The sequence below is a fragment of the Xenorhabdus budapestensis genome (assembly GCF_002632465.1).
GTDB classification, from domain to species: Bacteria; Pseudomonadota; Gammaproteobacteria; order Enterobacterales; family Enterobacteriaceae; genus Xenorhabdus; species Xenorhabdus budapestensis.
This window is the reverse complement of the sequence record NZ_NIBS01000014.1, coordinates 1-26,773: the sequence shown is the minus strand read 5'-3', so window position 1 is coordinate 26,773 and position 26,773 is coordinate 1. Positions and strand designations below refer to the sequence as shown.

The 26,773-nt window shown below is 42.0% G+C and carries 23 protein-coding genes, 1 tRNA gene and 2 pseudogenes; 8 read left to right on the top strand and 18 right to left on the bottom strand.

The window, feature by feature from the left end; genetic code table 11:
- Nucleotides 1–96: 96 nt before the first annotated feature.
- The 7 genes from prmB to hutI all read right to left on the bottom strand — a co-directional run bounded on the left by prmB (nucleotide 97) and on the right by hutI (nucleotide 9,306).
- Nucleotides 97–1,029, bottom strand: a complete 933-nt coding sequence (gene prmB, locus Xbud_RS12805; protein WP_099136426.1) for a 50S ribosomal protein L3 N(5)-glutamine methyltransferase — start codon at nucleotides 1,027–1,029, stop codon at nucleotides 97–99.
- A 181-nt stretch (nucleotides 1,030–1,210) separates the two neighbouring features.
- On the bottom strand, nucleotides 1,211–2,581 hold the full coding sequence (locus tag Xbud_RS12800; protein ID WP_099136425.1) for an amino acid permease: 1,371 nt from the start codon (nucleotides 2,579–2,581) through the stop codon (nucleotides 1,211–1,213).
- 79 nt (nucleotides 2,582–2,660) lie between these two features.
- Nucleotides 2,661–4,220, bottom strand: coding sequence for a histidine ammonia-lyase (hutH, locus tag Xbud_RS12795; protein ID WP_099136424.1), 1,560 nt, complete (start codon nucleotides 4,218–4,220; stop codon nucleotides 2,661–2,663).
- Nucleotides 4,221–4,234: 14 nt separating this feature from the next.
- Entirely contained in the window at nucleotides 4,235–5,959 is a 1,725-nt protein-coding gene (hutU, locus tag Xbud_RS12790; protein ID WP_099136423.1) for a urocanate hydratase, read from the bottom strand.
- 294 nt (nucleotides 5,960–6,253) lie between these two features.
- The gene (hutC, locus tag Xbud_RS12785; protein ID WP_416778029.1) at nucleotides 6,254–6,985 is read right to left on the bottom strand and encodes a histidine utilization transcriptional repressor HutC; all 732 of its coding nucleotides are present in this window, start codon (nucleotides 6,983–6,985) and stop codon (nucleotides 6,254–6,256) included.
- A 35-nt stretch (nucleotides 6,986–7,020) separates the two neighbouring features.
- Entirely contained in the window at nucleotides 7,021–7,980 is a 960-nt protein-coding gene (gene hutG / locus Xbud_RS12780; protein WP_099136422.1) for a formimidoylglutamase, read from the bottom strand.
- A gap of 60 nt (nucleotides 7,981–8,040) precedes the next feature.
- Entirely contained in the window at nucleotides 8,041–9,306 is a 1,266-nt protein-coding gene (hutI, locus tag Xbud_RS12775) for an imidazolonepropionase (RefSeq protein WP_099136421.1), read from the bottom strand.
- Between the two features lie 110 nt (nucleotides 9,307–9,416).
- Between hutI and Xbud_RS12770 the strand changes: the two genes are divergently transcribed.
- Together Xbud_RS12770 and smrB are read left to right on the top strand one after the other, a co-directional pair.
- Complete coding sequence (locus tag Xbud_RS12770) at nucleotides 9,417–10,037, top strand: hypothetical protein (protein ID WP_169923069.1); 621 nt, start codon at nucleotides 9,417–9,419, stop codon at nucleotides 10,035–10,037.
- A gap of 91 nt (nucleotides 10,038–10,128) precedes the next feature.
- A complete protein-coding gene (gene smrB, locus Xbud_RS12765; RefSeq protein ID WP_099136419.1) occupies nucleotides 10,129–10,671 on the top strand; it encodes an endonuclease SmrB in 543 nt (180 codons plus the stop codon).
- A gap of 37 nt (nucleotides 10,672–10,708) precedes the next feature.
- On the opposite strand, the gene sixA is transcribed toward smrB, so the two are convergent.
- The 4 genes from sixA to Xbud_RS19570 form a co-directional block, all read right to left on the bottom strand.
- Nucleotides 10,709–11,206 (bottom strand): phosphohistidine phosphatase SixA, encoded by a 498-nt coding sequence (sixA, locus tag Xbud_RS12760; RefSeq protein ID WP_099136418.1) that lies wholly within the window; start codon nucleotides 11,204–11,206, stop codon nucleotides 10,709–10,711.
- 298 nt (nucleotides 11,207–11,504) lie between these two features.
- A complete protein-coding gene (fadJ, locus tag Xbud_RS12755; RefSeq protein WP_099136417.1) occupies nucleotides 11,505–13,673 on the bottom strand; it encodes a fatty acid oxidation complex subunit alpha FadJ in 2,169 nt (722 codons plus the stop codon).
- Nucleotides 13,673–14,983, bottom strand: coding sequence for an acetyl-CoA C-acyltransferase FadI (gene fadI, locus Xbud_RS12750; RefSeq protein ID WP_099136416.1), 1,311 nt, complete (start codon nucleotides 14,981–14,983; stop codon nucleotides 13,673–13,675). Before fadI ends, fadJ begins: the two co-directional genes overlap by 1 nt.
- A 298-nt stretch (nucleotides 14,984–15,281) precedes the next feature.
- The gene (locus Xbud_RS19570; RefSeq protein ID WP_145956633.1) at nucleotides 15,282–15,404 is read right to left on the bottom strand and encodes a DUF406 family protein; all 123 of its coding nucleotides are present in this window, start codon (nucleotides 15,402–15,404) and stop codon (nucleotides 15,282–15,284) included.
- Nucleotides 15,405–15,757: 353 nt separating this feature from the next.
- On the opposite strand from Xbud_RS19570, the gene fadL reads away from it, so the two are divergent.
- Nucleotides 15,758–17,080 (top strand): long-chain fatty acid transporter FadL, encoded by a 1,323-nt coding sequence (fadL, locus tag Xbud_RS12745; RefSeq protein WP_099136415.1) that lies wholly within the window; start codon nucleotides 15,758–15,760, stop codon nucleotides 17,078–17,080.
- Between the two features lie 61 nt (nucleotides 17,081–17,141).
- Here fadL and mlaA read toward each other — a convergent pair whose 3' ends face one another.
- On the bottom strand, nucleotides 17,142–17,894 hold the full coding sequence (mlaA, locus tag Xbud_RS12740) for a phospholipid-binding lipoprotein MlaA (protein ID WP_099136414.1): 753 nt from the start codon (nucleotides 17,892–17,894) through the stop codon (nucleotides 17,142–17,144).
- 198 nt (nucleotides 17,895–18,092) lie between these two features.
- Here mlaA and Xbud_RS12735 point away from each other — a divergent pair.
- The 4 genes and pseudogenes from Xbud_RS12735 (at nucleotide 18,093) to Xbud_RS20565 (ending at nucleotide 20,934) form a co-directional block, all read left to right on the top strand.
- Nucleotides 18,093–18,167, top strand: a tRNA-Arg gene (locus Xbud_RS12735).
- A 112-nt stretch (nucleotides 18,168–18,279) separates the two neighbouring features.
- A pseudogene (locus Xbud_RS21365) lies at nucleotides 18,280–19,605 on the top strand (tyrosine-type recombinase/integrase).
- Between the two features lie 430 nt (nucleotides 19,606–20,035).
- A complete protein-coding gene (locus Xbud_RS12720; protein WP_244589949.1) occupies nucleotides 20,036–20,533 on the top strand; it encodes a Panacea domain-containing protein in 498 nt (165 codons plus the stop codon).
- Nucleotides 20,530–20,934 (top strand): hypothetical protein, encoded by a 405-nt coding sequence (locus Xbud_RS20565; RefSeq protein ID WP_244589948.1) that lies wholly within the window; start codon nucleotides 20,530–20,532, stop codon nucleotides 20,932–20,934. Before Xbud_RS12720 ends, Xbud_RS20565 begins: the two co-directional genes overlap by 4 nt.
- Before the next feature lie 55 nt (nucleotides 20,935–20,989).
- On the opposite strand, the gene Xbud_RS20200 is transcribed toward Xbud_RS20565, so the two are convergent.
- The 3 genes from Xbud_RS20200 to Xbud_RS19840 form a co-directional block, all read right to left on the bottom strand.
- Nucleotides 20,990–21,478 carry a hypothetical protein gene (locus Xbud_RS20200; protein ID WP_211283525.1) on the bottom strand — a complete coding sequence of 163 codons (489 nt, stop codon included), beginning with the start codon at nucleotides 21,476–21,478 and terminating at the stop codon, nucleotides 20,990–20,992.
- A gap of 924 nt (nucleotides 21,479–22,402) precedes the next feature.
- Entirely contained in the window at nucleotides 22,403–22,867 is a 465-nt protein-coding gene (locus Xbud_RS12700; RefSeq protein ID WP_099136409.1) for a type II toxin-antitoxin system death-on-curing family toxin, read from the bottom strand.
- A gap of 4 nt (nucleotides 22,868–22,871) precedes the next feature.
- A complete protein-coding gene (locus Xbud_RS19840) occupies nucleotides 22,872–23,048 on the bottom strand; it encodes a hypothetical protein (RefSeq protein ID WP_169923068.1) in 177 nt (58 codons plus the stop codon).
- A gap of 698 nt (nucleotides 23,049–23,746) precedes the next feature.
- Here Xbud_RS19840 and Xbud_RS12695 point away from each other — a divergent pair.
- Nucleotides 23,747–24,721: an Abi family protein gene (locus Xbud_RS12695; protein WP_099136408.1), complete on the top strand. Its 975-nt coding sequence runs from the start codon at nucleotides 23,747–23,749 to the stop codon at nucleotides 24,719–24,721.
- Between the two features lie 237 nt (nucleotides 24,722–24,958).
- Here Xbud_RS12695 and Xbud_RS12690 read toward each other — a convergent pair whose 3' ends face one another.
- From Xbud_RS12690 to Xbud_RS21360, 3 genes and pseudogenes are all read right to left on the bottom strand, one after another.
- The gene (locus tag Xbud_RS12690) at nucleotides 24,959–25,579 is read right to left on the bottom strand and encodes a tail fiber assembly protein (protein ID WP_099136407.1); all 621 of its coding nucleotides are present in this window, start codon (nucleotides 25,577–25,579) and stop codon (nucleotides 24,959–24,961) included.
- Complete coding sequence (locus Xbud_RS12685) at nucleotides 25,579–26,565, bottom strand: phage tail protein (protein ID WP_422645748.1); 987 nt, start codon at nucleotides 26,563–26,565, stop codon at nucleotides 25,579–25,581. Before Xbud_RS12685 ends, Xbud_RS12690 begins: the two co-directional genes overlap by 1 nt.
- 20 nt (nucleotides 26,566–26,585) lie before the next feature.
- Nucleotides 26,586–26,718 (bottom strand): annotated as a pseudogene (locus tag Xbud_RS21360) (pyocin knob domain-containing protein); the annotation flags it as partial.
- Nucleotides 26,719–26,773: the final 55 nt, after the last annotated feature.

The following is a 26,773-nucleotide window of genomic DNA, read 5'->3' as shown; positions in this document are numbered from 1 at the left end:
AACCTAACCAATGGTTAAAGCCTAATTGATTTCATCAATTTAATTTAAATAAAATTGATGAAAAAACGCCTTAACCATCAGCACAATGACAAAATATTAGTCTTTAAATAGATGGAAATGTTCGTGATATTCGGTCAATTGTTTGCGTGTCAGCATAAAAACACCATCACCACCATGTTCGAACTCCAACCATGTGAATGGCACATCAGGATATTGTTCAATCAAATGAACCATGCTGTTACCCACTTCACATATCAACACACCTTCTTCTGTGAGGAAATCCAGTGCTGTGGCGAGAATGCAACGGGCCAGATCCAATCCATCACTTCCCGCTGCCAGCCCCAACTCTGGCTCACGGTGGAACTCATCCGGCAAATCGTTCATGTCTTCCTCATCCACATAAGGCGGATTAGTCACAATCAGATCGTATTTCATCGGAGGCATATCATGGAATAAATCTGACTGAATCGGTATGACACGATGCAAAAGCCCATGATTTTCAATATTGTGCTCAGTAACGGCCAAAGCATCAGCAGAAATATCAACCGCATCAACTTCCGCTTCAGGGAAGGCATGAGCACAAGCAATTGCAATACAGCCACTTCCTGTGCACAAATCAAGAATGGTCGAAGGCTCCTGTGGGAGCAACCCGGCAAACTGATTGTTAATCAGCTCACTAATTGGCGAACGTGGCACCAAAACCCGCTCATCAACATAAAATTCATGCCCACAGAACCACGCCCGGTTAGTCAAATAAGCAACGGGAATACGCTCGTTGATACGGCGCAGAACACGTTCAACAATACGATGACGCTCTGTTGTTGTCAGGCGGGCTGTCATCATATTTTCTGGAATATCCAGAGGCAGGTACAGTGTTGGAAGAACCAATTGCAAAGCCTCATCCCACGGGTTATCCGTTCCATGACCATAATAGATGCTGGCTGCACTGAAACGGCTGGTTGTCCAACGCAGCATATCCTGAATGGTATGCAGCTCTGCGACGGCTTCATCTACAAAAATCTTATCCACAAATACCTCTAAACCACAAAAATGTCATTAGTGCGTTAGTTTGCCATGATCCATGCCACAAATCAGCAATCTGAATGTACGAATTATTTTAAGCTCAGAGACTCATGTAAGAGTAACAAAAACACAAAAACCACCCTGCATCAACAGGATGGTTTTTTATTAGCGTTACCCATTTTCTTTATCAGGCAGTTTTTTCACTCGATTTTTTTACCCATAAGAAATAACTGACAGTCAGTAGCACGATCCACACGATCCCCACAAACAGTGCAACGCGCGTATTGGGGAAATAACCCAGTACCATGATGATAAATGCCATAAATGCAATTGTCAGAGCTGGAGCTATTGGCCACAACGGAACCGGAAATTTAAGCTGTTTAGCCTCTTCCGCCGGCATTTTCCGGCGCATCATATATTGTGACAACAAAATCATCAGCCATACCCACACGGTGGCAAATGTTGCAATGGAAGCAATAATGACAAAGATTTGTTCAGGCAACAGATAGTTCAAAACGACACCGATTAGCAAAATTACTGACATTGCCAATACTGTGATCCACGGTACTCCATGTTGAGTCAGTTTGGTGAAAGAAGCAGGAGCCTGTTTTTCCTGCGCCATGCCATACATCATTCTCCCCGCGCCAAAAATATCACTGTTAATCGCTGAAATGGCAGCAGTAATAACAACAATATTCAGGATATTGGCTGCGGAGTTAATCCCCAGACTGGAGAAGATCTGGACAAACGGGCTGCCATTCTGACCAACTTGATTCCACGGATAAATACACATCAGCACGAACAAAGTAAGAATATAAAATAGCAAAATACGCAGCGGCACCGCATTAATTGCCCGTGGAATGGATTGTGCCGGATTTTTCGCTTCACTGGCGGTAATACCGATAACTTCAATACCACCGAATGCAAACATCACAACTGTAAATGAAGCAATCACTCCTGCAATACCATTCGGCATGAAACCACCATGTTCCCACAGGTTTGACAACCCGGTAACATGACCCGCTTCCTGACCAAATCCATACATCATAATCGCGAAACCACCGATAATCATGGCAACAATCGCTGCGACTTTAATGATGGAAAGCCAAAACTCCATTTCACCAAACACTTTGACGTTACACAGATTTATCGCCCCGATGAAAAAGACGATACCGAGAACCCAGATCCATTGATCAACATGGGGAAACCAAAGTTTCATATAGAGGCCAAATGCGGTGACATCCGCCAGACAAACAACCAACATTTCAAATACATAAGTCCACCCGGTCAGAAACCCCGCCAATGGCCCCAGATAATGATTGGCATAATGGGAGAAAGAACCCGGCACGGGGTTATGGACAGCCATTTCCCCTAATGCACGCATAACCATAAAAACTGCCGCACCACCAATAGCGTATGCCAACAATACCGCAGGCCCTGCAGCTTGAATGGCTCCCGCAGAACCATAAAAAAGCCCAGTACCAATTGCCGACCCCAGTGCCATAAACCGAATATGACGAACACTTAACCCACGCTTGAGTTGTGAGATGTTTTGCATGATTTATCCTTATTTCTTTTATTATTAGATGTGAAAGATAAATACAACGATAAGGCCGGAAAATCGGCCTAAGAATAATTTAATTTATGTAGTTTTTCAGGGTATTGCTATTCGACAGGATCGTACCAGCCGGCAACAGTGCAGAAAGTTGTTGCTCTGCTAACAATTGAATAGCCGTTTCAATGTCTGGTGAGAAAAAACGATCTTTATCGTAATATGTTACTTTCTCACGCAGAATATGGCGGGCTTTTTCCAGAATCGGACTACTTTTTAGGCCTTCACGAAAATCCATCCCCTGACAAGCCGTCAACCATTCAATCGCCAGAATTCCCCTGACATTATCCGCCATTTCCCACAAGCGGCGACCTGCTGCCGGTGCCATTGACACATGATCTTCCTGATTCGCTGAGGTCGGCAGGCTATCAACACTGGAAGGATGTGCCAGTGCTTTATTTTCACTTGCCAAAGCAGCCGCGGTTACCTGAGCAATCATGAAACCGGAATTAACTCCGCTGTTTTTGACCAGAAATGGTGGCAACTGAGACATATTACTATCCATCAGCAGAGCAATCCTGCGTTCTGATAACGCGCCGATTTCCGCCAGTGCGATAGCCAGATTATCCGATGCCATTGCGACAGGTTCTGCATGGAAGTTACCACCAGAAATCACTTCATCCTGTTCAGTAAAGACCAGTGGGTTATCAGAAACTGCATTAGCCTCAACCATAATGACATCAGAAGCATGGCGAATTTGGGCCAGACAAGCTCCCATTACCTGTGGCTGACAGCGTAACGAATAAGGATCCTGCACTTTCGGGCAGTTTTCGTGGAAGGCAGAAATGTCACTTTGTTCTTCCAGTACGATACGGTATAAAGCTGCAACATCAATTTGCCCTTGCTGCCCACGCACTTCATGAATACGCGCATCAAATGGTTTACGGGACCCCAATGCCGCTTCAACAGACAGGGCACCACAAACAATGGCAGATGCAAGTAACTCTTCCGCCGCAAAAAGCCCTTTCAGAGCAAATGCAGTTGAGGTTTGTGTACCGTTAAGTAGTGCCAGCCCCTCTTTTGCCACCAGTCGAATTGGCTTCAGTCCCGCTTTTGCCAAGGCTTCTTTTGCCGGCAACCATCCACCACGATAACGGGCTTTGCCCTCTCCCAACAATAACAGACTCATATGCGCCAGTGGAGCCAAATCACCAGAAGCCCCAACCGAGCCTTTACTTGGAATGCAAGGGTAAACTTCGGCATTTACCAATGTTACCAATGCCTGAATAACTTCCAAACGAATACCGGAATAACCACGAGCCAGACTGTTGATTTTCAAGACCATAATCAACCGGACGATTTCATCCGATAAAGGCTCACCAACACCTGCTGCATGTGACATTACGATAGAGCGTTGCAACTCTTCTAAATCCCGCTCTGCAATTCGGGTATTTGCCAGCAAGCCGAAACCGGTATTAATTCCGTAAGCGGTTCTGTTTTCGCTGATAATGCGGTTAACACATTCAACACTGCTCTCAATCGCCGGGAAGCATTGTGCATCCAAAGTTATTTGTACGGAATGCTGATAAACATGGCGTAACTCTTCAAGCGTCATTTTTCCCGGATGAATAATGATGTTTTTCATATTAATAACGTTCCTTATTTCGTTTCTGCCGCTTTTGTATTTACTGATGAGTTTTCTACTGCTCGCGTATTCAGCATGGGTAAGTTCAATCCCTGCTCTTTTGCACATTGAACCGCCAGTTCATAACCCGCATCAGCATGACGCATAACACCCGTCGCCGGATCGTTGTGCAGTACCCGGGCAATACGTTCTGCTGCTTCATCCGAACCATCACAAACAATGACCATGCCTGAGTGTTGAGAAAATCCCATGCCCACACCACCACCATGGTGCAAAGATACCCATGTTGCACCACTGGCTGTATTTAATAGCGCATTGAGTAATGGCCAGTCGGAAACCGCATCAGACCCATCTTTCATTGATTCCGTTTCACGGTTGGGGCTTGCCACTGAACCTGAATCCAGATGATCACGCCCAATCACGATTGGCGCTGAAAGTTCGCCACTACGTACCATTTCATTAAATGCCAAACCCAATTTAGCCCGATCTCCCAGACCAACCCAACAAATACGTGCAGGCAAGCCCTGGAAGCTGATACGTTCCCGTGCCATATCCAGCCAACGATGCAAGTGGGTGTCATCTGGCAACAGCTCTTTTACTTTGGCATCGGTTTTGTAAATATCTTCAGGATCACCGGAAAGAGCAGCCCAACGGAAAGGCCCAATCCCGCGGCAAAAGAGTGGGCGAATATAGGCAGGCACAAAACCCGGGAAATCAAAAGCATGTTCAACACCCATTTCTTTTGCCATTTGACGGATATTATTACCGTAATCAAAAGTAGGAATACCCTGTTTCTGGAAAGTCAGCATCGCTTCAACATGTACTGCCATTGAGGCTTTCGCAGCCTGAATCACCACTTCTGACTCTGTTTCAGCACGGCGGCAATACTCTTCCCATGTCCAACCCACTGGCAGATAACCATGTAATGGATCATGGGCACTGGTTTGGTCTGTTACCATATCAGGACGAACACCACGGCGAACTAACTCCGGCAAAATTTCTGCTGCATTACCGCACAGTGCTACCGATACCGCCTTACCTTCCTCGGTGTAACGCTTAATACGTGCCAGTGCATCATCCAGATCAGTTGCTTGTTCATCTACATACCTAGTACGCAGACGAAAATCAATACGGCTTTGCTGACATTCAATATTGAGTGATGAAGCCCCCGCCAATGTTGCTGCCAGAGGTTGTGCACCACCCATGCCACCTAAACCGGCAGTCAATACCCAACGACCTGTCAGATCACCGTTATAATGCTGGCGTCCCGCTTCAAAAAATGTCTCATAAGTGCCTTGTACAATTCCTTGACTACCGATGTATATCCAACTACCGGCAGTCATCTGACCATACATTGCTAACCCTTTGGCATCCAGTTCATTAAAGTGTTCCCACGTTGCCCAATGTGGAACCAAATTTGAGTTTGCAATCAATACACGAGGCGCATTCTCATGGGTTTTGAAAACTCCGACAGGCTTACCTGATTGCACCAGTAATGTTTCGTTATTCTCCAGATCTTTCAGAGTTTCAACGATTTTTTCATAACTTTGCCAATTTCTGGCTGCACGACCAATTCCACCATAAACGACCAGTTCATGCGGATTTTCTGCTACGTCAGGGTCAAGATTATTCATCAACATACGGAGCGGTGCTTCCGTCAACCAACTTTTTGCTGTGAGTTGCTTTCCTCTGGGAGCACGAATGACCGCGTTACTGAATTTATTATTTTGCGTTGTCACGGTTTTTTCCTTTTTCGCCTTTATGAAAATTTATTAATTGTATAGTTGTATATACATGTATATTCAATAGGCAAAAATGTGACGAAGATAAAGTCAATAATTTTGTGTGTTTTCTTTTGTTAGGAAGATCAATAAGATGATAATGATTTATTTTCAGGCTGGCAGAAGCGTATTTTTGCTGGTTTTGTGTTTTATATCACATATTATTTACATTGTTATCACAATATACTCTTTCCTCTCTCCTCTATGCGTAAAGCAAAGAGGAGATGTCTCAACCAAATCATAAGCTCCGAATCATGAACTAAAACGCCCTTTCAATTTATAACGGTTGCCGGGAAATAATAATTTAGCACTGGAAACAATATGCTCTTTCGACCAGGTTCGTCGGCTTATCAACAAGCAAGGAGTATTTTCTTCTATTTGCAGCAAACGGCAAGAACGGGCATCACCTGCAACCGCTTCTACAATGTGCTCTCCTTCCGTAAGAGGAGCCACTATCGATAAATAATCATGAGCAGTTTGCTGACTGAAATCCTGCCGCAGATATTCTGGCACCGCCAACGCATTGACATAACGATCTTCAATTTGTACAGGAATGTCGTTTTCATAATGAACAATAATTGAATGATAAATAAATGTGCCAATCTCGATTGCCAACTCTGCGGCCTGAGTCATATTAGCCGTCACTTCTGCAAGCTTCAGTACTTTGCAACTATGCCGATGGGAGCGAGCCTCAATCTCATCAGCAATACTGTGTATTTCAAACAGGGCAGATTGTCCTTTAGGCTCTGCAACAAATGAACCTACCCCCTGCAGACGGAACAGAAATCCTTCTGCTGTCAGCTCCCGCAATGCCCTGTTTGCTGTCATGCGACTACAGTTAAATTGCTTAACTAGTTCAGATTCTGAAGGAACCCTATCATGCGGCTTCCACTCCCCTGTATAGATTTTTTCAACAATTGCTTGTTTAACTTTTGCATACAGAGGCACAGGCTTAGCCGCTTTATCTGATAAATCAATGGTCACAATAAATTCCTTCTTACTCCTATTTATTTCACGAATTATCCATTCCACCAATGCACTAATTGCCATGCAAGACGAGCCGCTGCTTTACCGCCCATACCCTGAATATCATACAGCGGATTAAGTTCAACTAAATCAATAGCCTGTAATTTTTTACTCTGACAAATGGATTGAATCAATGATAATAAGCGTTCTAGCGGAACGCCCAACGCAGCCGGAGCCGATACTGATGGCATTTGCCAGATTGGCAACACATCCAAATCAATAGTCATGTAAATGATTTCAACCTGATTAATGATATCTTGTATCTGTTTCTGTACTTTATCCAACATAGAGTCAATACATTGAGTATCCCAAATAATTGTGACATCAAGGTGATTAGCTTCGTCTAATAAAGCCTGCGTATTCGAGGCCAGACTGGCACCTACACAAGTGTAATTGAATGGACGTTGTTGCTGATGACAATAATCAGCAAGCTGACGAAATGGGGTTCCCGATGTGGGTTGTGGCGCATTCCGCAGATCCAGATGCGCATCAAAGTTAATAATCCCTACCCGTTGAGTTGGAAACGCACGATAAATGCCCATGCCATGAGCAAATGCCGTTTCATGTCCGCCTCCAAAAATTAACGTCCGCATTTTCTGATTCTGACACTCATAGACAACATCACTCAGGGCATTCTGGGCCTCACTTAATTGTCCACTATTAGCCCGGATATTACCCAAATCCACCAGCCATTCATGCCCATCATGACTCGCCATATTTGCCAATGACTGGCGCAGATATTCAGGCCCTAATTTAGCTCCCGGTCGCCCTTGGTTAAGTTTTACTCCTTCATCACATTCAAATCCCAACAATGCAATATGGTTCGGAAATTGTTCTGGAGAGAAACTGGTGGGCTGTTTTATCGTCTGGAATACTCGTAATGCATTGTTTGCTTCTGCAAGATCATTCCGTCCTTGCCAAATGTTTTTTGATGTCGGATGCCATAATTTCATGTTATACCCCTCACTATTTATTGTTCTCTAAATAATGTGTTGTTTTCCAAGCGATACTACTTATGAATTACGATGTATAGAGCTATGTGTGATTGCTCCGCGATAAACACGGTAAACCAATGGGTTATGTCCAAGTTCGTATAATATATCAACGGGGTCCCGGGCATCCCAGACAATAAAATCAGCTACATAACCTGCTGATAACTGGCCGTGGCTATCTGCCCGCCCTAATGCACGTGCCGCATGGATAGTCACTCCCTGCCATGCCTCTTCTGGTGTTAAACCAAACTGGACACAGGCCATATTCATCATCATACGCAAAGATGTAAAAGGGCTGGTTCCCGGATTAAAATCCGTCGAAATAGCCATCGGTACACGATATTGACGCAATAAGGCAATAGGAGGACGTTTAGTCTCTCTCAGGAAATAAAATGCTCCCGGCAATAACACGGCGACAGTCCCACTGCGACTGATCGCTTCAACTCCTTTTTCATCCAGATATTCAATATGATCAACGGATAATCCTTGATAATCCGCCACCAATTCAGATCCGCCTAAATTAGAAAGCTGCTCCACATGGCCCTTGATGGGAATATTGAGTTTTTTGGCTGCGTCAAAGACCCGTTTAGTTTGCTGGAGACTAAATCCAACGGTTTCACAAAAAACATCAACAGATTCAAATAACTGCTTTTGCCAAAGGGCAGGAAGAATGGTATTGCAAACTAAATCGACATAAGCATCAGGATTATGTTTATATTCAGAAGGAACTGCATGAGCTGAGAGTAAAGTCGGGCTGATTTCAACGGAGTTCTTTTGCTTTAGTGTTTGCATAACTTGCAGTTGTTTTTCTTCATTTTTTAGATCCAATCCATAACCCGATTTCATCTCAATTGTCGTTACACCTTCAGATATCAAAGCATTAAGTCGCTTTTGAGCGGCAATTTCCAATTGTTGGGCTGAACTTTGCCTGGTTGCATTGACTGTAGCATTAATTCCACCGCCTTTAGCACTGATTTTTTCATAAGAAACGCCATTCAAACGCTGTTCCCATTCCGATGCCCGATTGCCACCAAAAACCAAGTGAGTATGACAATCTATCAGGCCGGGGGTGATTAATCGCTGCTCCGCATCAATCACCTTACAACAATTAGCTGGCACACTTTCTGTTAGTAAAATCGCCAGAATTTTTTCATCCCGGATGATCAAATCATGTCGTTCCAGCATGCCGTAATTGTGTTTTCCATCTATGTTGTTGATTGTAGGGTTCATTGTGGCAAGTCTAGCATTGCGCCAAATAATATCGCTATCTTTAAGTCCAATTGACATTAGTTTCTCTCCGTTACTTTTTTCTTGTCAATGTCAACCTGTTGTTGTATATACATATATTTTATAACCAAAAAAATTTGTCAATCCATTTTATGAATAAAGGTGCAATTGTGAATTTTTTAGATGAGATTCGTAATGATAAAAATATATTAGATTTTATTAAATCACCTAAAACAGCCTGTTTCAGATGTGCCGATTACGTCAGTGAATATCTTCATAGAATGCATATACCACATCAGGCGATTGGCGTATTCATCTGGCGTGGCGTAGACGATAGCTGCCCTACAACTCACCTTGTTATTGAAGCTTACCATCAAAGCCAGAGAATTATTATTGATCCTACTATCATACAGTTCAAAAATACTGAATGGTCCTCCAAACCAATAGAACCCTTTTTTGGCGAAAGGAAAGAATGGCAATACTACTTAAAAAATATTTTTTTAAATAAGCTCATTATTTTAAAAAAATACCCCTCAAGTAATTTAGCTAAAAATTTTATGGATAATTTTCTTTTCGCCCTGCCTTCTGATTTCAAAAACGATATTCTTATTAATAAACCAATGTGGTATGAAAGATTAACCCAGAATCCTGCTCTCTGGGAGAAGCACGATCAAAATACGATCAATAGTTTTTTCCCCAGAGCCAGAGAAAAGAAACCTTTTCCACAAACTCTTCAAAAAAGACTAAAACACTGGCAAGCCATATTGAAGAAAAAAACAAATAACCATTAAATATACATGGTTATATTATGTAATAGCATTTAAGCAAAATGACAGAAAATCAGGTACACTGACCAAAAGTTGTTAATAAAATTAGTATGTAATGAAGAAGAAAATAACATTAAATGAAGAAGACATCAGTCTATTTAGAACGTCTGTTGCGGGAACCCGTCGTATTGCTCAAGATAAAGTCTTACACTCCCCCAGAAGAAAAAAAATCAGCCAGATTGCTCCTGAACGTCTAATGCAAGAGCAGGTTGATGCTAGTTACTATTTTTCTGATGAATTCCAACCCAATCTCGATATGGAAGGCCCGACCCGCTATGTACGTGAAGGTGCCAATCATTATGAACTGAAGAAGTTACGTCGAGGAGACTATCCCCCTGAGCTTTTTCTGGATTTACATGGATTAACCCAGTTGCAGGCTAAACAGGAAATTGGAGCCTTGATAGCCGCCTGCCGCCGTGAAACAGTCTATTGTGCCTGTATTATGCATGGTCACGGTAAGCATATTCTTAAGCAACAAACACCATTATGGCTCGCTCAACATCCCGATATTATTGCTTTTCATCAAGCTCCCAAAGAGTGGGGAGGAAACGCTGCACTGCTCATTTTGGTAGAACAGGATGAGTTTATACAGCGTTAAATGTGAATTCTCCTTTGATTAACTAGGATTTTGTCACTTATTGTTTATCACTAATATTGTTTGTCACTAAGTGTGCTGGAGAGGTTTGCCATAATAGGCGGCCTTTCTCTATCTGGTGATCCAACTCTACACAAGCAATACCGGATGTTGTAAACATAGGCGGAGTTTGTGCAGGACAAAGCTCAGACACTAAATAACCAACCAAAGGTAAATGGGAAACTAACAATACTGCTTTTTTCCCGTGCATTGCCAAAACTTGTAAGTAGCTCGCTACCAGTGCCGCGTCACCCGATGGTGTTAACTCCTTTAACACCTCCTCACTATCAGGCAATGTCAGGTTTTCACGAACTACTTTCAGAGTCTGCCCTGCCCGGATATAGGGACTGACTAAGACACAATCGATATCAGGCAACTGTTGAGCAAGCCAAAGGGCCATTTTCTGTGACTCCTGACAACCACGTGGCGTTAATTCTCGCATTGCATCGCTGATTGAATCAAAAGCCGCATCACCGTGACGCATAATAAAAACGAACATAATTCACCGTTGAGTTAAATTTTAGATTACATCGCTTTTAGGTAATTAATTATGAAAAAAATCATATTATTGACTACAACATCTAAACAGAAGGAAATCAATTAGAATTGATAGGCATTCTGCCTCAAAATAGAAACAAATAAAATCACTAATGACGAATTATATATGTCTTGTTTGGTTGTTATTATTTCATTTACCCAACAAGTAAAAATATTATAATAATAAGAAATTATTTGGCATAAAAAATCGGCTCTTGAGTTAAAAGAGCCGATATAATTGATTCCACAAAAACTATAAATTATTCATAAAATTTTTTATTCTGTTCAGCCATCTGAACCAGACGTTCACAAGGCGCAAATCTTTCTCCATATTGTTGCTCCAGGCGACGTAAAATTTCCACAACTTTATTACTACCTAGTTTATCCATATAACGGAATGGCCCTCCCAGAAATGGCGGAAAGCCAATACCAAACACTGCACCAATATCACCATCACGAGGACTTCGGATGATACCTTCATCCAAACAACGAACAGCTTCATTTAACATCGGCATTAAACAACGCTGAGCAACGTCTGATGGAGACATCTTAGCATTAGGCTTAATTTTCAACAGAGAATAGATAGAAGAGTCAACCTCTTTACTGCTTTTTCTAAATGACCAAAATCTAGTCTTTTTGACCTCGTAGGAATAAAAACCACGACCATTTTTCTTGCCTTTACGATTGTCATTCAATACTGCATCCAGAATTGCCGATGGAGTAAATCGGCTACCTAATTGCTCTATCAGGACAGGAATTATTTTTGTTCCAACATCAATACCGACCTCATCCAGCAAATTGATTGGCCCAATCGGGAAACCGAAATCAACTAACGCCTTATCGATATGGTTAACAGGTTCACCTTCTACCAAACAATAACCAGCTTCATTGATATAAGGGGACAAAATTCGGTTAACATAGAACCCTGCTTTATCACCAACGACAATCGCTGTTTTACCCTGTTTTTTCGCCAGCGCTACCGCCGTTGCAATTGTTTTTTCACTGGTTCCTGCATGTGGGATCACTTCCACCAATGGCATTTTATCAACTGGACTGAAATAGTGGAGACCGATAACATGCTCTGGGCGTTTAGCAACCGCTGCAATTTGGTGAATTGGCAATGAAGAGGTATTGGAGGCGAAAATAGTTTCCGGTTTTGTGTGTGCCTCAATTTCTGAGACCATTTTACGTTTCAGTACCAGATCTTCAAACACGGCTTCTACCACAATGTCAACTTGTTTAAAGCCACTATAATCAGTTGAGCCGGAAATCAGAGACATCTGACGGGAACGCTCCGACGGTTTCAGACGTCGTTGTTTGACTCGTTTAGAAAGCAGATCCCATGTATATTTAAGCGCCTGATTGATACCTTTTTCATTAATATCTTTGATGCGGACAGGTAAATTACCGCGAGTTACAGTAACGTTGGCAATTCCGCCCCCCATCAAACCACCACCCAAAATCCCCACGTGCTTGATCTTAACTGGCTGTTCTGAAGAACCCGTTTCGTTTTTTAATGAGGTGGCGGCGAAAAACAGGCTGCGCAATGCTTCCGATTCTGACGACATAGCCAGTTCACCAAATGCTTTGGCTTCCGCCTGAAAACCCGTCTTTTGCCCTTTTTCCAGTCCGGTACGAACGACATCAATAATCCGCTCTGGTGCCGGATAATGGCCGTGAGTTTTGGCCCGTGTTTTTTGTTGAACCATCCGAAACAACAGTGGCCTGCCCAAGGCACTTGCCAACAGACGCTGTGACCATGCTAACGGCTTACGCTTAATTATTCCTTTTTTGACATATTGAACAGCGACATTCAGCAAAATATCCAAAGGAACCGCATCATCTACAACACCCAGACGTTTTGCCTGATTTGCCTTAAGTTGGCGGCCTGTCAGCATCATATCCAAAGCAGAACTGACACCTATCAGACGAGGTAATCGCTGAGTTCCCCCCGAACCGGGTAATAACCCGAGCTGCACTTCCGGTAAACCAAGGCGCGTCTTATCATCCAGAGAACAAACACGCGCATGGCAGGCTAATGCTAACTCCAGACCGCCGCCTAGGCATGCACCATGAATGGCGGCAACAATCGGTAAAGAATAATTAGCAATCCGGGCAAATAATTCTTGACCTTTTTCAGCCAATTTCGTTGCTTCTTGTTGGGTTTGGCAGCCTGCGATCATAGTGATATCTGCACCAGCGATAAATGTATCGGGTTTGCCGGACACAATTACCAAACCTTTTAAGCCGGAAACTTGTTGTGCCTTCTCAAAAACTGTCAAAAATTGTTCAACAAACTCTGCTTTCAGTGTGTTGACCTTCTCACCCGGGACATCAATCGTAATAACGCCAATCTTGTCATCTCTGACAGAAAAACTGAATACCGATTGAGTCTCTGACATGATTATTTCTTTTTCAGCCTGAGCCATTATTCTACCTCCAATACCATCGCTGCACCCAATCCACCGGCAGCACAAGCTGTTGTCAATCCAAGCCCACCACCACGACGGCGCAACTCATTCAGTGTCTGAGTCACCATTCTGGCTCCAGTCGCAGCAAACGGATGACCATAAGCAATTGAACCGCCTAATACATTGAATTTATCCATATCCACTTCACCCATTGCCTGAGAGCGCCCTAATTTCTCGCGGGCAAACTTTTCACTGGCAAACATTTTTAAATTCGTGAGGGTTTGGGCAGCAAATGCTTCGTGCATATCTATGAGCGAAAGTTCATTCAAAGTAATACCAGCTCTGTCCAACGCCAACGGAGTCGCATAAGACGGCCCCAATAGCATATCCTGCCAAACATCAATTGCTGAGAAGGCATAACTGCGTAAATAACCTAATGGAGTCATGCCAAGCTCTTTAGCCGCAGATTCACTCATCAAAACAATCGCTGCCGCACCATCCGTCAGCGGTGTACTATTGGCGGCAGTTACTGAACCATGTTTGCGGTCAAAGGCAGGGTGTAATTTAGAGTAAGAGGTGAGTTCTGAATTTTTACGGATATTATTATCTTCCAGCAAAGATTCATGGTATGGCGGGAAATGTGCAGAGATCACTTCATCACGCAATAATCCCTGCTCCCAGGCTTTAGCAGCTAATACATGAGAACGGTGAGCCAATTCGTCCTGCTCTTTACGACTGATATGATAGGTTTTCGCCATTTGCTCAGCCGTATCTCCCATTCTTAACCCCGTTGAATATTCAGAAACAGCGGGGGATACTGGCAGTAAATCTTTTAACTTCAATTTACTAAGTAATTTAAGGCGTTGCGACAGGCTTTTAGCTTTGTTCATATCAACCAGCGTACGAGCCAATGATTTGGTTACCCCGATTGGCAAGACTGAAGAAGAATCAGCACCACCCGCGATCCCCACATTCACTGCCCCAGCCATAATGCTTTCTGCTACATTCGCTATTGCCTGAAAGCTGGTCGCACAGGCCCGGGAAACACTATACGCATCTGTACTGACACTTAAACCGGCACCTAATACGATTTCCCTCGCAATATTTGGTGCTTCCGGCATTTGAACAACTTGCCCAAAAACTAATTGGTCGATCTTCTCTGGTGGCAGCCCACTTCTGATGACCAACTCACTAACAACAGCTTTTCCTAAATCAACAGCCGGAATACCGTGGTAGTTAGTCGCCTGTTTCGCAAAAGGAAGGCGCAATCCACTGACAATAGCCACTCGTTCCTTTTGTTGTGCCACTTTTGTTGAAGAACGACTCATAGCAACTCCTGAAATAATCATTAACTAAATCAATTTATTAAAAATATTTACTCACCTCATAAGAGGTCAGACCTGATGGAGCATTGTTAACGCAATGTTGAAGAATAGCAAACAGAAATAAACTAAAATTGCGAGCAAGCGCAACTTTAATATATTTATAATCTACACAACTTGAACAAATAGTATGTAAGAAAAAGATAAAGAAATAATCATTGGTTACCACAGATAAGAGTCAGTTTTTCTACTACCTTAAACTACAGTGGAAAACAGTTGCCAAAAACTTTGACTCAAGATAAAACTAACGCAATCCTAACTGGAATATCATTACTTCTGCCTGACAACTAAACGTAAGATCCACTGTCAGTTGCCAGCAACAGGCGGCAGTTTCTTCTGCATAACAACGTTTAATTGCATCAGTCATTTTATTTCTCCGACTATGAAAATCTGCGACTGATTTTACGTTATCTTTCCCTTTGCTAACCAGTAATTACATTGTTTAATATCATTTATCTTACTATTTATTGATCTCAGCACACTAAAGGCTTTTTATTTACAATTTATCAATCTGAGTTGTCTCTTTTTTGTTAAGCAAGTCCCATTTCTGTAATCAATTTCATCATATTTTAAAAACATTCTTGCAACACATTATGAGGTCGGGCCTATACTTCCCGCACTGGTCTGATTTGTCATTATGATAAACTGACTCTACAATTCCGCGCTCTCAGCTACATTGAGTAGCATGTTAAATAATAATTAAACAATGAGGTTTTGGTTATGAACCAGAAAAACCTATTTACACGTTCAGCATTAGCAGTGGCGGTTGCAATTATTTCATCTAACGCTAGTGCTGCTGGTTTTCAATTGAATGAATATTCATCATCAGGACTAGGCCGGGCATTTTCTGGAGCAGGTGTCGTTGCAGAAGATGCTTCTGAAGGTAGCCGCAACCCTGCCGCCATGACCCTATTTGATCGTCCATCATTTTCTGGCGGCCTTATTTATGTCAAACCAAGCGTTGATATCACAGGCCAGTCCCCGCTTAAACACAGCACTGATGCGAAAAATATTGCACCAAATGCTCCGATACCAAACCTGCATTTTATTACACCAATCACTGAGCAATGGTTTGTTGGCGCATCAGCCACAAGTAACTTTGGCTTAGCCACAAATTTCAGCAATAATTATACTGCGGGTTCGCTTGGTGGGAAGACCTCACTCAAGACTGTAAACTTTAATCTGGGCAGTGCATATAAGCTGAATGATCAGTTCAGTTTTGGTTTAGGTGTGAATGCAGTTTATGCTGATGCTGAAATTATTCGCCATATGGGTGAATTAGGGCCTGCATTAACACTTAAATATAAAAAACTTAATATTAACATCCCAGCAACCGCAGAAGCAGCTCGTCTGGAAGGCAAAGATTGGGGTTATAGCTGGAATGCGGGTCTTCTGTACCAGTTTGATGAAAACAATCGTTATAGTTTGACTTATCGTTCGAAAGTCAAAGTGAAGTTTAAAAACGGTGATTACAGCAACGACAAACCAGTACTACTACCAGGTGGGTTAGGTGGAAATACAGTTAAAGGAACGTTAGATCTGAACCTGCCTGATATGTGGGAAATCTCCGGTTACAACCGTGTAGCACCTCAATGGGCAATCCACTATAGCTTCCTCTACACTGGCTGGAACGAATTTAAAGAATTGAGGGGTAAACCTAAAAACGGTAAGGGAGAAGATCTATTCGAAAAACACGAAGGATTCCGTAATGCCTACCGTATTTCACTAGGAACAACTTATTATCATGACGATAACTGGACTTTCCGTACCGGTATCGCTTTCGATGAAAGCCCTGTACCAGCTCAGAATCGTTCTATCTCTATCCCAGACCAAAATCGCTTCTGGCTAAGTGCGGGAACCACTTACGCATTTAATAAAGATGCCTCTGTAGATGTTGGTGTTTCCTACATGCACGGTAAAAAAGTCCATGTGAGTGAAAAATTACCAAAAGAAGCTCAACAAGGACCTTTCAGTGCACCATATGAATTCGATTCAAAAGGAACTGCATGGCTGTTCGGTGTAGGCCTTAACTACACATTCTAATCATCTTCCATGATCTAAAAAAGGATAGCCTGAGCTATCCTTTTTTAATCTCTCTATAAAATTAGTCGATAGAATCCAGCTCATCCTGAATAGCAGCAGCATTCGGATTTTTTTCTGGTATCAGCTTACCGCCATTAGCCAAAAAGTCATGACGTTGGAAATAAGCCTCGCGCATCATTAGATACGGATCAGAAGAGTTTTTCATCAAGCCATCTGAATCCAATAAACGCGCCCTGGTTTCAATACCTTGAAATACCCATTTCCCTACAGACATCCAAGGCGTGAGATAGCTTAAAACAGGGTAAGTCATATCTGCTAAATTACCCCCTTCGTCACGTGCGGTAAAATTGCCATAACCCGGTAAAACCACATAAGGACCATAAACAACATTATAGTACCCCAGCGTACTACCAAAACGCATTGGATCCTGTTTTACCAGTTTGGGGTTCGCCATCGAAGCAACATCAATAAGCCCCCCCATGCCCAGAATAGTATTCAAAAAGAACCGATTAAAGTGCTTCGCACCTTCGTTGATATCACCACGCAGAAAACTATTAACCATACTGGCCGGCTCTTCAAGATTACTCATGAAATTACCAACACCGTTTCGTGCAGGCATTGGCACATAATCACGCCAAGCTACCGCGACAGGCCGTAATATATAAGGATCGAGAACATTATAGTTAAAGTTGAACATGGTGCGGTTGAACCCTTCCAGCGGATCAGAGCGCCCCTGTTCATTCGTATTCGATGAACTCGCGCATCCCACCAGTAATACAGCAGTAAGAGCAACCCCGCTCAGACGATACTTCATATTGTTCTCCACATGATTACTTTTTGCCATTGTCTGTTTTCGAGCATTATGCCTTTCAGCCAATAGCCGCCAATATGTTAAATATACTGCCAATTTTTCTTTAATGGTAATCAAAATGATTGATGATTATATAGGCAAACAGTTCGTTATATCTTATCTCAGGAAAGAAAAAGAGATATACTGTGCCCTGTTTTATTCGCCCTCTTAGTTAAATGGATATAACAAGCCCCTCCTAAGGGCTAGTTGTAGGTTCGATTCCTGCAGGGGGCGCCAAGAACAAGTAACTCCGCATTACCAAGCATAACCAGAAAATAAAAAAATCCTTATTTAAAGCAGAGTTAGTGTTACCCACTGTTACCCTGTATAACTTGACTACACCAGCAAAATGTGGGCATATTTGTGGGCATCAATTCAATTAGCCACTTGGGATGCCCACATGTTAACGATAAAGCAGATTGAGTCAGCCAAACCTAAAGACAAAGCCTATCGCCTTGCTGATGGAGGAGGTTTATTTCTCTTTGTATCGAAAACAGGGAGTAAAATTTGGCGTTTTAGATACCGTAAAAATGGGAAAGAGCAAACTCATGTTATTGGCACATACCCAGAAGTTCCACTGGTCACAGCCCGGTTAAAGCATGCTGAAGCTAAATCTGTCCTTGCTAATGGCGGAGACCTGGAACCAGCCATGCCAAAACAGAAAAATAATGAAGCCCCTGATACGTTCGCTGTTATATATAATGAATGGTATCAATTCAAAAAAACTGTCTGGTCTGAAAGATATGCAAAAGAATTACAAAGCATGTTTCAAACCGACATTCTACCCTGTATTGGTCATATGACAATGGAAGAAATAGAACCAATGGTTCTACTCAAAGTAATCCGTCAGTTCGAAGAACGTGGAGCTATGGAAAGGGCAAGTAAGGCAAGACGTAGATGCGGTGAAGTGTTCAGGTATGCGATAGTAACTGGTAGAGCGAAATATAACCCTGCTCCAGATTTAGCGGGCGCAATGACCGGATACAAGAAGAAGCATTTCCCATTCCTGACAGCAGACCAGATTCCCGCATTTAATCAGGCATTATCCTCATATTCAGGCAGCATTATTTCAAGAGTTGCTACTCAGATTTTGCAGTATACAGCATTGCGTACAAATGAGCTGCGTAGTATGAAATGGGTTAATGTCGATTTTGACAATAAACTCATTACTATAGAACCTGAAATTATGAAAAACCGGAAATTGCATGTATACTCAACAAACTTGAAGATGCATGATTAAAAATTCATATAATACTGATTTTATAGAATAAATAATCATAACAAGCCTGCATCTTGGAGTTAAATTGGTATAGTTCCAATGTCAAATCAGGTCGCGGCATTACTAAAAACCCTTCAGCCTATGACTTCCAGTATTTCTAATTTTGTATTTGCTGGCAGAAACGACAAGAAAAAACCAATATGTGAGAACGCTGTATTACAGGTGATTAGACAAATTGGTTATGATGGGATCGCTAGTGGTCATGGCTTCCGCCACCAATTCAGTACCATTCTTAATGAGCATGGTTTTAGACACGATTTAATTGAGCGCCAACTAGCACACGCTGATCGCAATAGTATTCGAGGTATATATAATCACGCCCAATACCTAGATAAACGCCGAGAAATGATGCAATGGTTCTCTGATCATATTGATAAAATATCCGGGATAAAGTGATAACCAGCTAGATTAGCAAAACTACTATCACTATAGGGCAGAAATCTGCCCTTTAACATGTGGGAACCAGATAAAAATTTGTCTGATTTGAAATCGGGGAACGGATCACCACCTCAGAGAAAATAATTCTGGGGTGGCAGGAATAGGTTAGGGTGTGGTGTTAATAAACCCTGAAAATCACAAAAAAATGACATTTGCAATGTATTTATTTTTATCTTACAAATCAATTTATTATGTGTATTTTATGAAGAAAATTAGGTGTAAAATGTCTCAAAAAAGACAGAAATAATAGAGAATATTCACGCCTTAAGATATACTCCTCCGTGAGAGTTATCAATTTGATAACACGGATTCATTGGAGGTTTCTATGTTTTGCGAAATAAAAGTAGCCCAAATGGCTGCGTACCTGTTATCGAAAGGTGGCGGGCGCATGGCATACCTGAAACTCATGAAGCTCATGTATCTATCTGACAGGGAGCATATGAGGAAATACGGGGAGTCAATCAGTGGTGACCGTATGGTATCTATGCCTCACGGACCCGTACTTTCATATTCACTCGATTTAATGAATGGCTCTAGCCAAGGTTCAGATGAGGGCTGGGGAAGGTGGATTGCTGGCGCTAGTAATTATGAACTGGAGACAAAGCTACCATCAGTTGAGCGCGATGAATATGACGAATTAACAGATGCTGAGCTTGCTGTTCTGAATGGCGTTTATTCAGAATACGGTTATATGACACAATGGGAGATAAGGGACTACACGCACTCGCATTGCCCTGAGTGGATCGATCCTCACGGTGGTTCATACCCGATCGACCCAAAAAACGTTTTCTTTGCCCTTGGAAAATCAAATGAAGTTGCGATACAACTTGCAAACAGGATGCGAGAACAAAACGAACTAGATCGGGTTATTAGCGGATTAGTATGACAATTAACTTTGCACCTGTTAAAAAGGGAACCATAATGTTGCTTACAGGTGCGAAGGAACATTTGTTCTTTATTTGTAGTGATCCCGTGCTTTACCCTCAACTTACCAAAGAATGTTTTCTTGCTGTTAATTTAACCACTATTTATTCCGATATTGAATATGACAACACCTGTATTTTAAGTGTTGGCGATCATCCTTTTGTAAAGCATGATAGTTATATTCTTTATAAAAAAGCTGAGATACTGGGAGTTGATACAGTGACAAGTCAAGTCATTGCTGGTGATATCAGAGTATCAGAACCCTGCCGTAATGATGTGTTTGATAGAATACTGAACGGATTTAATACTTCCCCTCACGTAAAGCCCAAAGTAAGAAAGTTCTACACTAAATATTGCGTTTAATTTTAATATTGCACTTATTCAATACCATTAAATGGTGCCTATCATCAAAGAGCTATTACCAAAGTGAGGGCAACTGTAAAGATCCACTACTCTCGTCCCTTGATGCCCTTGCCCGAGTCGAAGAAATCGGTACAAAAGTCAATGAAGAAATAAGATTACTTATCAGTGTTGCACAGGAAGAACTCCAGCAACGCAAAACCAAAGCATCATCTGAGCAATAACTAACCAAGTCAATAATATTGACTTGGTTCACTCCCCCTCTTAAAGATGGTAAGTTGATTGAGTAATAACTAACCACACCTCTTAAAGAGGGTTGCCTCTTAAGTTGTTGTAATTCTTCGTAAACCAGATTTGGATTACGGGTAACTAATTGATTTATCTTGTAAAGCAAATGTGCTTTACGCCAAAGGGTAGCATTCGCCGTGCTATCCTTTTCTTTTTGCCTACCGATATTCTCAATGCTCAAACTATGACCAAGCTGCATATTTGCAGCTTGATTGAACATCAAATAGTTAAAAGGTATTGCGGAAATCACAATACCCAAGGTGGAATATCACACCTTAAAGATGGTCACGATTTTGACCATGTTGTTTTATAAGGATTTTACTATGACGGCTTAAACTCAAGCCCACCTGCGTTGTGATTTTCACAATAGAGACTTAGCAAATTTATTCAAAATCACGCTATAACGAAAAAAACACGAAATAACTGTACCATCTGTACCACGCTCACGGAAGCAATAACCAGTGGCAACCGTGGTGATCTTCACCATAGTTGATTAACTCATTGATTCTTCCGAGGTCCTCACTTTGGCTCACAGAGGATATCGATATTCCTTTCAATATTGTCGGTACTCAAACTGAACCTCTTAAAGAGGGGCAGTTCTTGCTCTATGCAACGAGGTAACCAACCGACAATAAGTCTGGTGGTTAAAATACAAGCAGACTGCATATTTGCAGCTTGATTTAATATCAATGAGTTATCGTCAAAGTGGGCATTCCCACTTAAATGGGCTTTCAAATCCCAATTGGCGTGATCAACCCAAAATTTGTCCGATTGGAACTGAGCGAAAAGTTTCGCTGAGTGACCAGCCAAAGTGAGGACCACGGTATTCTTCGAGGTCACTGAGATAATGACCTCGACAATAGGACTCCTTAAACTGGAGGAATCCCTATAGTTAATTTCCACAGAATAAAGTTAAACAAGTACACTGCTGCGATTTCAAATGACGGCAGTGAACGGTATCTAATCGCTCCGCTTGAAACAGAACGATACCTGCACCATGCAGAAGTTAAAAGGTGAAAAATCTCATCTTTATGTAATGCATTGATTTTACGTGATTATGTCACAGAACCGGAAATTAAGGGGATCAAGGGATTGGGAAGCGGGGGAATGTTACTTAAATGAAAAACCCGCCGAAGCGGGTTAATTAGAATTTCATGATTTAATCAAGATGAATTCGCATCATTCAATTCATTAGAGTATCTAGTGATGGATAACATAGAACTCTAGTATCGTATGACCTAGACCAGTGAAACAACCAATTTTCTAATTCTTCAAGAGAGTATTCTTTTCCCGCCAATCCAACAGCCATTTCAACAACTTCATCATTGGGGGCAGTAAGTTCATATCCATTAATTAATAAAAAGATATAGCCTGACATCATGGCTGTTCGCTTGTTAGCATTAGCAAACGGATGGTTCTGTATTAAGCTATCAATCAAAACAGACGTCAGCCTGAACATGTCATCTGTTTGTTCATAATACTTAACTAAACTAGGTCTAGCTTGAGATGATTCTAATTCGTTTGGCTTTAGAACTTTAATCATCTCTTTCGGTGTTTGTCGCTCAATTAGGGTTTTGTTTATATAAATGATGTCATCAACTGATAAATAATTCACACCTTCAACAAATTCTGCAACCCATGAAGACATTTATTTACACCTTTGATAGTTCTTCCATCGCCTTATCATAGCGAGCAAAGCCAAATGCAAAAGCATTATTGATTTGATCAATATGAGATCCATCGCCTTTAGCAGCCCGCGGCGGTGCTTGTTTGCTTTTGTCACGAGGTGGAATGCAAAGACGATTTGTCTTTTTAAGTGCTTGACTCATAAGAGAAACCTCTAAAACATGAGTATAGCTAAAACTATAAATTCGACTTGTTTTAGCTCATTGATAAATATTCCTTGAGGTGATATTAGTCTACTTGAACCTAAGGTTCAACAATAAAAACTGTATTTAGTTTGTTTGATTAGTCATCAGAGTGTATCAAAATGCATCTATCTGCATCAAAATGTTTCAGTTTTTAGCCCTCTGTGGCCTAAATGCATCGTCAGTGAGTCAACAACCCCCGACACTTCCCCCACAAAAGCAGCGGCTCCGAGTCGCCAAATGATAACATTTTATTAACATTAAATTAACGAATACTTTTTTGTTGCGGCCCTACAAATTAGCTCTCACCCCATGTCACAGATTAAGAAGTTCTGATCACATATTAGGAAAAGTTATTGGTATGCTGCACAAAGTCAGCGAGACGCAAGTATAGAAATCATGATTAATCTAGATAATGCATAATTACCCCTAGCATAAAAAAAGAAATTAAAACTGAAAAATATCTCTTATTTTGCATAAAAAACCAAAATAAAAAAATATATGAAATTTTATATCGGAAAAGGAAATAATACAGCATTGACAACAAACCATAAAATCTCTATAATTGCCCGCAATCGAGCCCGGCCCCCTGGCCAATCCCTGATAGTTAAGGATTGGTTATGGCTGGGCCTTATTGTATCTGAGACATGGAACTGTTTATGTCGAGACAAATGAAAGCCCATAAAAACTATGATGAGTTAATTGCCCTATTGGAATCCAGAGGGATGACAATAAACGATAGAGAACACGCAAAGAAAAAACTCAGTCAAGTGGGATATTATCGTCTGTCCGGTTTCTGGTTTCCTTGTCAGATCACGGTACAGGAAGAAAATGGAAAAACAAAAAAAGATAATAAATTCCTCCCTGAAACGTGTTTTAGGGATGTATACGATTTATATCTTTTTGACAAAAGAATGCGTCTGCTTATGATGGATGCCTTAGAAAGAATTGAAGTATTCATCCGCTCTATCATCGCCCATGAAATGGGTGCCATTCATCCGTTATCATATCGCCACGATAAACATATAAATCCTAGCCAACTAGAAAATAAAAAAGATACAAATAAACCCAGCCCAAGAAAAAAATGGATGGACAAGCAAGATAGCAAAATAGAATCCAGCAAAGATGATTTTATCAAGTGGCATAAAGCAGAATACGAGGGAATTCCTTTTTGGGTTGTTGTCGAAACGTGGGATTTTGGTCTAATGTCCAAATATTACGCTATGTTAAACGGGAAGCATCAGGATACTATTCTGAGTAAATTGGGAATTTCTAAAGGTAATGGCCCCATCCTAAGAAATTGGTTGAGTGCAATGAACGTATTAAGAAATAGATGCGCCCACCATTCAAGGATATGGAATAAAAACAATGAGCCAAAGCTGAAAGAACTAGATCACGAATACTTTAATGCATTAAATCTACAAGAATCTGCGTATAATAAAATGTACGGCATGATTACTGTATTATGGTTCCTTATTAAAAATATTGGACCAGGCTCAGATTGGCTTAATAACGTAGCGGAATTAATCAGTAAAAAACCAAACCTTCCTGGTTGTTACTTAAAATCCATGGGATTCCCAGATAATGATTGTTTACCACAGCATTTTTTAGAGTTAAGCAAAAAAGATGCATGAAGAATAGCGTCAACTTTCTTTTAGTTTTTTATTACTATAACCTCAAATCTTTCTCCCCCCATTAGGGGCACACCGCCCCTGTTCTCACCCCACCTATCCAGACAATTCAACACCAGCCTCACATCCCACACCAAGCCCCCCAACATCTGCCCACAATTCCCCCAATCCACCCAACTACCCGCTAATCTCACCTATTGGCTATTTATTGAATGAAGATAGGGGCATTAAGCCCCCTCCTCACTTCGGCGGTTCCGGCCATGCGATATCGGGGGCAGTGGAAATATCTATATCGGTCAATTTGACACTGTAGATTTCCCATTCCCGCAATAACGCGATTTCTTGTTCTGTCGCCATTTCCAGTCGTTTTCTGCGTTCAAGCTGTCTTATTCTTTCCTCAGCTTCATGCAGCAACGATTGCCGCTGGCTTTCAGCCTGCTGTACGGCATGTTGATGCTGTGCGGTGGTGTCTGTGACCCACTTTTTGCCATCCCATTTATCAAACTCAGTTCCGGGGGGCAGCAGGGTATGTTCCGGTTTCAGTTCCCCGATATAGTCAATCTCTGTTTCTTGCCGCGTTTCAGTATAGTAAACCGTTTTCCCCCGGTAATCAGGAATATGTACCCAAGATTTACCATCAGGAGCACGACAGACGGCAATATCATCGGATTTGGGTAACTCTGGTGCATCCAAATACGCATCCGCGACAACAGAAAATCCACGCGGCACACGATCATACGATTTACCCAAAAACTCACGGGTTTGGGAATGGCAGAGGTAAACTTCAGCCCAGCCTTCAACAATGGCCAATCCATTTTCATCAAATTCAGCCATTTGAATATTTGTTGTATATTTTGTCATTAGAATACTCTCGTAATATAAATAACGGATTTGTTAACAGGTCTGTTTTCGTTTGCCGTAGGAACGACGCGGGATGCATCAAATCTATATGAAACATAGTTACCCCCAGCCCCTGCCTGACGCCCGCCATATCCTACTTTGACAGAAAATGCGCCATCACCAAAATTCCCACCTTCGGTTGTTGGCGAGCCAAAACCCCCTGTGATATTTCGTATAGCATCGTCCTGAACCGTACCCAATTTACGTCCCGGATCGAGCCCCCGGCTTACCCCCCCCATGGTATCCAATCCACGTTTAAATAAGCCCCGGTCATCAGGCAATCGCCCGCTGGGAAACACTTTTGATAAGTCCGGGTATCGGGTTTTATCAAATTCCCGTCCGTTATTTTCCATAAATCCGTCAGGTATTGAGGCTTCAGATTGCCACTCAATGATGGCACCAATGGGAATACTCACTATTCGCTGCTGGGTAACACCGTTACCTTTATTTAAATATCGCGTATGTAATGTCGCTCCTGAATCAATCCAAATTTGCCCGATATCGCCGCCACGGGTGCCAATACTAACCCCTTTAGCCCATCCCACGCTGGGTCCACCTAAAAAGGGGCCGATATAATTATCACTAGGCAGGCCATCAGAATAAGCCGGGGTCGGATAAGCATGCACATCCCCGGCCATCAATGTAATATCGCCCGTTAACGGTTTATTGTTAATTTTCCGACTTGTCGGAACCGCATTTTTCACCTGATTGACCGTATCCCGCAGCCCAAGATTGTTAATGAACGTATTCTTATCCGGGATATCCGCCCCGTTCTGCGCTTTGTCGAGCCGACTGTTGGCGTTGTCGTTGGCATGGGTCACTAATTTCTGACTGGCGGCCAGTGAACCGGATTGGCCGAAACTGTCAGTCAATGCCACCTGAGAATCAGATACCAATTTTCCTATTGCCTCAGACAACTGGGCGTCATTGGTCTTATCCGGCTTCATTCCGGCTTTCAGCAACACGTTAATCATTTCCCGTTGCAAGGTATTAAACCACGCTGCTTCTACAGTAGTCGGCGGTATACCCGCTGCGACATTCCCGTTGGTGTGTTCACCGTTACTGTCTGCGGTGTTCGTAATATCACCGATTTTTTGCATCGCTAATCCTCACTCAATAAAAGTGATAAAAATGAAATGAAATTGAAATTTATGA

What these genes read in the sequence shown, in the direction of transcription:
- Xbud_RS12800 (WP_099136425.1), bottom strand. Translation starts at nt 2,581, where the DNA reads ATGCAAAACATCTCACAACTCAAGCGTGGGTTAAGTGTTCGTCATATT.
- hutH (WP_099136424.1), bottom strand. Translation starts at nt 4,220, where the DNA reads ATGAAAAACATCATTATTCATCCGGGAAAAATGACGCTTGAAGAGTTA.
- hutG (WP_099136422.1), bottom strand. Translation starts at nt 7,980, where the DNA reads ATGAAATTATGGCATCCGACATCAAAAAACATTTGGCAAGGACGGAAT.
- hutI (WP_099136421.1), bottom strand. Translation starts at nt 9,306, where the DNA reads ATGTCAATTGGACTTAAAGATAGCGATATTATTTGGCGCAATGCTAGA.
- smrB (WP_099136419.1), top strand. Translation starts at nt 10,129, where the DNA reads ATGAAGAAGAAAATAACATTAAATGAAGAAGACATCAGTCTATTTAGA.
- sixA (WP_099136418.1), bottom strand. Translation starts at nt 11,206, where the DNA reads ATGTTCGTTTTTATTATGCGTCACGGTGATGCGGCTTTTGATTCAATC.
- fadJ (WP_099136417.1), bottom strand. Translation starts at nt 13,673, where the DNA reads ATGGCTCAGGCTGAAAAAGAAATAATCATGTCAGAGACTCAATCGGTA.
- fadI (WP_099136416.1), bottom strand. Translation starts at nt 14,983, where the DNA reads ATGAGTCGTTCTTCAACAAAAGTGGCACAACAAAAGGAACGAGTGGCT.
- Xbud_RS19570 (WP_145956633.1), bottom strand. Translation starts at nt 15,404, where the DNA reads ATGACTGATGCAATTAAACGTTGTTATGCAGAAGAAACTGCCGCCTGT.
- fadL (WP_099136415.1), top strand. Translation starts at nt 15,758, where the DNA reads ATGAACCAGAAAAACCTATTTACACGTTCAGCATTAGCAGTGGCGGTT.
- mlaA (WP_099136414.1), bottom strand. Translation starts at nt 17,894, where the DNA reads ATGAAGTATCGTCTGAGCGGGGTTGCTCTTACTGCTGTATTACTGGTG.
- Xbud_RS12720 (WP_244589949.1), top strand. Translation starts at nt 20,036, where the DNA reads ATGGCATACCTGAAACTCATGAAGCTCATGTATCTATCTGACAGGGAG.
- Xbud_RS20565 (WP_244589948.1), top strand. Translation starts at nt 20,530, where the DNA reads ATGACAATTAACTTTGCACCTGTTAAAAAGGGAACCATAATGTTGCTT.
- Xbud_RS12700 (WP_099136409.1), bottom strand. Translation starts at nt 22,867, where the DNA reads ATGTCTTCATGGGTTGCAGAATTTGTTGAAGGTGTGAATTATTTATCA.
- Xbud_RS19840 (WP_169923068.1), bottom strand. Translation starts at nt 23,048, where the DNA reads ATGAGTCAAGCACTTAAAAAGACAAATCGTCTTTGCATTCCACCTCGT.
- Xbud_RS12695 (WP_099136408.1), top strand. Translation starts at nt 23,747, where the DNA reads ATGTCGAGACAAATGAAAGCCCATAAAAACTATGATGAGTTAATTGCC.
- Xbud_RS12690 (WP_099136407.1), bottom strand. Translation starts at nt 25,579, where the DNA reads ATGACAAAATATACAACAAATATTCAAATGGCTGAATTTGATGAAAAT.
- Xbud_RS12685 (WP_422645748.1), bottom strand. Translation starts at nt 26,565, where the DNA reads ATGAAGCCGGATAAGACCAATGACGCCCAGTTGTCTGAGGCAATAGGA.